The following is a 6277-nucleotide window of genomic DNA, read 5'->3' on the forward strand; positions in this document are numbered from 1 at the left end:
AGGAGTTAGGCAATCCGCATGACAATGCGTGTCCTAATAAGCATGATGGTCTTTATGATCGGTCTATTGGCAACAGAGGTTGCTTGGGCCGAGCGTATCGCCGTGCGTGCAGGGGCGCATCCGGGCTATGGTCGGATTGTTTTTAAATGGTCGCTTCCTGTCCAGTATTCCGCAGATATTCAAAATGGTGTTCTGAATATCCAGATGGGGGAGCCGGCGGAAACTTCTTATGACGAAGTGCGCCGCAATCTGCGCAAATATATCCGCACGATCACCCCGTCCACTGATGGTCGCAGTGTGGCGATCCGGTTGACGGATGGTGACTATGCGGTACGTAGTTTTTATACGGGCAGTTTTTTGGTCGTTGATATTCTAGGGGAACCACAGGCCGCGAAACCCGCACCCGCGCCAACCCCTGCGCCCAAGCCTGCACCGGCTCCTGCCCCCACTCCCACTTCTGCGCCGGCACCAACGCCTGCACCCGCTGCGACACCGGCCCCTGCGATGCAGGCGTCCGTTGTTCCGCAAGACGGCCCGAATGTACGGGTACGTAAAGGGGAAAAAGGCACCCATACCCGCATCGTGTTCGACTGGCCGCGCAAAGTTGGTTACACGATTGGGGATTATGAACAAAAGACGGTTGTTAATTTCGCCGAACCCGCAAAATATAACTTCGCAGCTGCTCAACGTAATTTGACAGGTCAAGTCCGTGGATTGCGTCAGAATGGGCAGGCCGTCGAACTGGCAGTGACGCCGGGGTCGCGGATCAAGCATTTTTATGTGGGCAACAAAGTTGTCGTTGACGTTTATCGTGACCGATTAGCGCAAAAGCCAGCTGCGCCGTCAGGCGGGCAGCCGGCTCAACAGGTTGCGGCGGCACAACCCAAGCCACAACAACCCGCGCCAACCCCCAAACCTGCGCCTGCCGCACCAGCTAAACCAACACCAGCCCCTACACCGGCGCCAAAAGCGGAAGAGCCACCTGCGCCTAAGGCTGCGCCTGTCGCTCAAGTCTCCGCCCCGGAAGAGTTGTCGCAGGTTACGGAGAAAACCGGACCAAATGCTGCGGGGCTTGCCAGTGCGTTTTCTTTACGATTTGAATTTGGGGAACCCGTTGCTGCTGCCGCCTTTAGACGTAGTGGCTCTGTGTGGTTGGTGTTTGATAAGCAAACAGAACAAGATGTCCAAGCGTTGGCGCAAAGCGCAGGCGGCGGTATTACGGGCATTGAGCAGCTGAATATCCCGCGCGCGACGGTGTTGCGCATTGAAACGCCGGATGGCTTTAACCCGCGTCCAAAACGTGAGGGACTGGCGTGGATTTTTGATTTTGGCAAGTTGCCGATGGTGGCTGCGCAGGAAATTCAGGTGGAAGCCCAGCCGTTTTCCCCTGCAGGCTCGCGGTTGTTTATGCCGGTTCAGGAAGCAGGTCTGCCTGTTCCCTTCCAAGACCCGATTGTGGGTGACAACGTGATTGCCGTGCCGGTTATTCCGTTGGGGCATGGGGTGAATACGCCGCGTAATTATCCGCAGTTCCAACTGCTGGCAAGTGCGCAAGGGGCGGCTTATCTCCCACGATCAGACGATTTGCGTGTCCGTAGTTTGCAATCCGGGATCGAGATGACGGCAGCCTCCAGCCTAAAATTATCTGATACAGGTAAAAAGGCGGTTGCTGCGGCTAAAATGGGCGGCTTGCGCGGTATTTCGCGCATGTTCGATTTTGATAAATGGAAAGTAGGCGACGGCAAAAATTATCGCTACTACCATCAGGAAATGCAGAAAGCACCGGCAGGTCTGAAAGGTCCGCGCCGCGAGATCGCGCGTCTTGATCTTGCGCGTTTCTATGTCTCTCATGGGCGGGGACCGGAAGCCTTGGGCGTGTTGGAAGTGATGGCAAAGGCTGATCCGCAAAAAATGCAAGACCCGGAATTCCTCGCCTTGAAAGGGGTTGCGAACTTTGCGACCGGACGATTGGACGAGGCGGTCAAAGATTTTGATCATCCCGATATCGCCGAGAAAGATGAGGGGGCCTTCTGGCAAGCGGCCCTGAAAGGTGCGAGTGGCAATATGACAGAAGCCGCCGCGGACCTGAAACGCCTTGCGGGCGTGATCCGACCCTATCCGCCACGCCTGAAATTCCCGCTTGCCATGATCCTGACGGAAGCGGCCTTGTCCATTGGCGACGTGCGCCAGGCTGAGTCTTATCTGGAAGTGTTGGAAGCCGAAGGTCTGGGCAAGCGTCAGGCCGACGCGGTTAAGTTCCTGCGCGGGCGGAGCAAAGAAATCAGCGGTGATCCCGATGGCGCGGTTGTGATCTATGAAGAGGTCGAAAACGGCAACCATCGTCCATCGCGTGCAAAAGCATCGTTGGCGAAGGCGGAGCTGCTGCTTAAGAACGAGCGCATCAATGACAAAGAGATGATCGAGGCGCTGGAGAAACTACGCTTTGCATGGCGCGGCGATGACTTTGAATTTAACTTGCTGCGCCGACTGGGTGATATGTATGTCAAAACCGGTAACTATCGGGATGGCTTGCGCACCTTAAGACAAGCGGCCACTTATTTCAGAAAGCATCCGGACGCCGAAGCGGTGACGCAGGAAATGATCCGCATCTTTGAGGAACTCTATTTGGCAGGCAAGGCTGATGAGTTGCCACCTGTGACAGCGATTGCGCTGTATGATGAATTCCGCGAATTGACACCCGCCGGGGATAAAGGTGATGAGATGATCCGTAAATTGGCGGACCGTCTGGCGGCGGTTGACCTGTTGCGTGAAGCGGCAGAGCTTTTGGAAAATCAGGTTCAATTCCGTCTCAGTGGTAAGGAAAAAGCACAGGTCGGCACACGTCTGGCTGTGGTCTATCTGGCGGCAAGCAAGCCGAAACGGGCAATCCGGGCCTTGACCAAGTCGAAGCAACCGAATATGGAGCCGGAGCATGTGGTGACGCGCCGCCATCTCGAAGCCCGCGCTTTGATTGATATGGGGCAGGCGGATAAAGCTTTGTTGATGCTGGAAGATGCAGAAGACGAAACGGTGGCCGCAGACCTGTTGCGATCGGAAGTTTATTGGAATGCGGGGGACTGGCGTAACGCCAGTGGCGTGTTGCGTCGTCTGGCAGCAGCCAAGGGCGCGCGGAGCAACAAGCCGTTGACGGAAGAACAGGCGGGCCTGATCCTTAATCTGGCGGTTGCTTATACGCTTGGCGGGAACGAACGTGGCATCGGTATGGTGCGGGCCGAGTATGGCAATGCGATGGAGGAAACCTCCTTGCGTGATGCCTTCCGTCTGATTGCCTCGCGCGAGAATGCGGGTATGCTGGATCCGCGCACGATTACCCAATTGATTAAACCGGCTGAGAATTTCACCACCTTTATGACTGAGTATCAGGAACGTTTAAAGGCGGGTGAGTTGAGTGCAATTAACTAGCTTATGTTCCGAAACATCTTCTAATTCTGTTACTTACCTGCAACCCTGTGACAAAAAAATGTCATATAAGGAAGATTTAACTTGTGTTTGGGGGGGAAGTCAGGCAATGAGTGTCGCCTTATCCGCACTTACACGTTTTTGCGGATCATCTGTCTACTGGTTTGGAAAGGGATGAGCATGTCTAAAGCAGCTCTTGCCGAACTGGGGATGGACTCGGGGAAAACTCCGAGCGAAACCCAGTCACGCGAAAACGAAGGTTCTCCGAGCGGCTTTGCCGTAATAGAGAACAACAAAGATTATTTTATCGAACGTAATGGCATCCGTTATGCGGGCACCCATTTGTTGATTGACCTCTGGGGGGCGGATAAACTTGATGATATCGAGTTGATCGAACGTACCTTACGTCAAGGGGCTGATGAGGCCGGTGCAACAATTCTACATTGCCACTTACATCACTTTGAACCAAACGGCGGCGTGTCCGGCGTGTTGGTCCTCGCAGAATCACACATCAGTATCCACACATGGCCTGAGGCGTCTTACGCGGCGTTGGACGTGTTTATGTGCGGTGATTGTGATCCCCATAAAGCTATTCCGTTCCTGGAAAAAGCCTTTACACCGGATCGCGTTGATGTGGATGAGCAACTGCGGGGCAAAGACGTATCATGAGCCGTTGGATTAGTGAAACCCTATATGGTAGCTATCAACAACGGTTTGAAGCAAGTGACGTCCTGTTCGAAGAAAAGACCGAACATCAAGACCTGATTATTTTTGAAAACGAATTTTTTGGTCGTGTTATGGCGTTGGATGGTGTCATCCAGACAACGGATCGTGATGAGTTTATTTATCACGAAATGATTTCTCATGTGCCGATTTTGGCCCATGGTAATGTCAAGAATGTCCTGATCATCGGTGGCGGTGATGGTGGCGTTTTGCGTGAAGTTCTGCGTCATGAAGATGTAAACTGCACCATGGTTGAAATTGATGCCTCGGTTGTGGATATGGCGAAGAAGTACTTCCCAGCCCACGCAGACGGTGCTTTTGAAAATCCACGGTGTAATCTGATTATCGCAGATGGCCTTAAATTCGTAAAAGAAACTACAGAAAAATTTGACGTGATTATCGTCGATTCAACCGACCCCATCGGGCCGGGTGAAGTGTTGTTTACATCCGAATTTTATAGCGACTGTCAAAAGTGCCTGAGCGAAGCCGGTATTCTGGTCACTCAGAATGGCGTTCCGTTCTTTCAGGCCGATGAAGTGACAACGACACAGGCACGCATGTCACCGCATTTTGCGGACATGGGCTTCTATGTTGTTGCGGTGCCGACGTATATCGGTGGCTTTATGACCTTGGCTTGGGCATCAAATGATCCGGCGGCGCGTCGTCAATCTGTAGATGTCATTGAGGCCCGCTTTAAGAAAGCTGGTTTTGATACGTTCTATTACACACCGGGTGTACATGTCGGGGCATTTTCTTTGCCGCGTTACATTGAAAAACTTGTGAAGTAACTGAACAAGTTCCCTATAAAGAAAAAGGCATGTTCGTTTAGAAATGAACATGCCTCAGATCTCTGACAAACCCCGTCAATTTTGGCGGGGTTTGTTATTTTCTATAAGGTTGTGTTTTTTTGTTCTGTTGGACATTTCTTTAAGCAGGTTGCTCCACTGCTTCATTTTCAGGCATATGTGGGCGTTCCAGTGGGTAAATATCGCCATAAAAACCTGAGACGGGCTAAGATGAGGGCGATTTTCTTGATGTTTTGGGCGGTGGCTGCCATCAAGCATTGCTCTTTCACTTTGGTCAGGCTTCTCAGACGGGCATAGCGGTGCCCATGCAATTGTTTGGCATCAGCAAAACTGCGTTCCACAGTTTCCTTGCGCCGTTTGTAAATCGCTTTTCCCCAAGGCGTTAAGCGGTTTCGGTCCGTTTTGTCCCGGATATCTTGCCAGACATGACGGGTCACGACCTTTACATAATTGGCGCTTGAGGTGCATTGGCCCAAAAACGGACAGCATTCACAGATTTTTGCCTCACTTTTATATTCGCGATAGCCATCCCGACTGGTGGTGCTATAGCGCAAAACCTGCCCGCCGGGGCATTTATAGCCGTCAATGCCGGGGATATATTCATATTGGCGTTTGTAGAAAAATCCCTTGCGTGAGTTGGGACGGCGATAGCCAATCACACCTTCAACTTCACGATCATGCAAACCTTTGCAAATACCATTCGTCATATACCCCGCATCCAGCCCAACCGCCTTGGGTTCAAAGCCGAACTTCTCACACTGTTCATCCAGTCGTGACAGATAGGGAATGCTGTCATGAACGTTGCCCGCCGTCACATGAGTATCCGTGATGATGGCATGCATCCCATCTAACGTGCGATGATCCAGATAAAAGAAGCCCTTGGGTTTGCCATCGCGCACCATATAGCCGGAATCCTGATCTGTCCGGCTCACTTTGGTCTCTTTGACGTCCGGTTCACGCTCTTTCTTTTTAAGTGGTTTTTGGCCCTTGGCCGCACGATCTGCATCAATGGCCGCGTCCAGTTCATCCAGATAATCGGCACGGGATTTAACCATCATTTTCTTATCGAACTTATGCTTGTTGGCGTTCGCCTTTAAATGGGTGCTATCGGTGTAAAGCACAGTGCCATCGACCAACCCGGCTGCAATAGCTTGTGTCACGATCTCGTCGAAAATCTCCTGATAAACGGGCGTATCGACAAAACGGCGACGACGGTTTTGTGAAAAGGTCGAGGCATCAAACACCTTGTCTGTCAGGCGCAGCCCCAGAAACCAGCGATAGGCCACATTGACCTCAATCTCGCGCACCAACTGACGCTCGGAGCGAAT

General features: G+C 52.3%; 4 protein-coding genes. 3 read left to right on the forward strand and 1 reads right to left on the reverse strand.

Features of this window, described 5'->3' with window-relative positions; genetic code table 11:
• Window positions 1-18 precede the first annotated feature (18 nt).
• The 3 genes from Q397_RS25280 to speE all read left to right on the forward strand — a co-directional run bounded on the left by Q397_RS25280 (window position 19) and on the right by speE (window position 4931).
• The gene (locus Q397_RS25280) at window positions 19-3423 is read left to right on the forward strand and encodes a tetratricopeptide repeat protein (protein ID WP_028879210.1); all 3405 of its coding nucleotides are present in this window, start codon (window positions 19-21) and stop codon (window positions 3421-3423) included.
• A gap of 177 nt (window positions 3424-3600) precedes the next feature.
• Window positions 3601-4089 (forward strand): adenosylmethionine decarboxylase, encoded by a 489-nt coding sequence (gene speD, locus Q397_RS0109415; RefSeq protein ID WP_038013308.1) that lies wholly within the window; start codon window positions 3601-3603, stop codon window positions 4087-4089.
• Window positions 4086-4931, forward strand: a complete 846-nt coding sequence (speE, locus tag Q397_RS0109420; protein ID WP_028879212.1) for a polyamine aminopropyltransferase — start codon at window positions 4086-4088, stop codon at window positions 4929-4931. Before speD ends, speE begins: the two co-directional genes overlap by 4 nt.
• A 167-nt stretch (window positions 4932-5098) precedes the next feature.
• On the opposite strand, the gene Q397_RS21850 is transcribed toward speE, so the two are convergent.
• A partial coding sequence (locus Q397_RS21850; protein ID WP_051609885.1) for an IS1182 family transposase occupies window positions 5099-6277 on the reverse strand: 1179 nt, incomplete at its 5' end.

Source organism: Terasakiella pusilla DSM 6293, assembly GCF_000688235.1.
Lineage (GTDB): Bacteria > Pseudomonadota > Alphaproteobacteria > Rhodospirillales > Terasakiellaceae > Terasakiella > Terasakiella pusilla.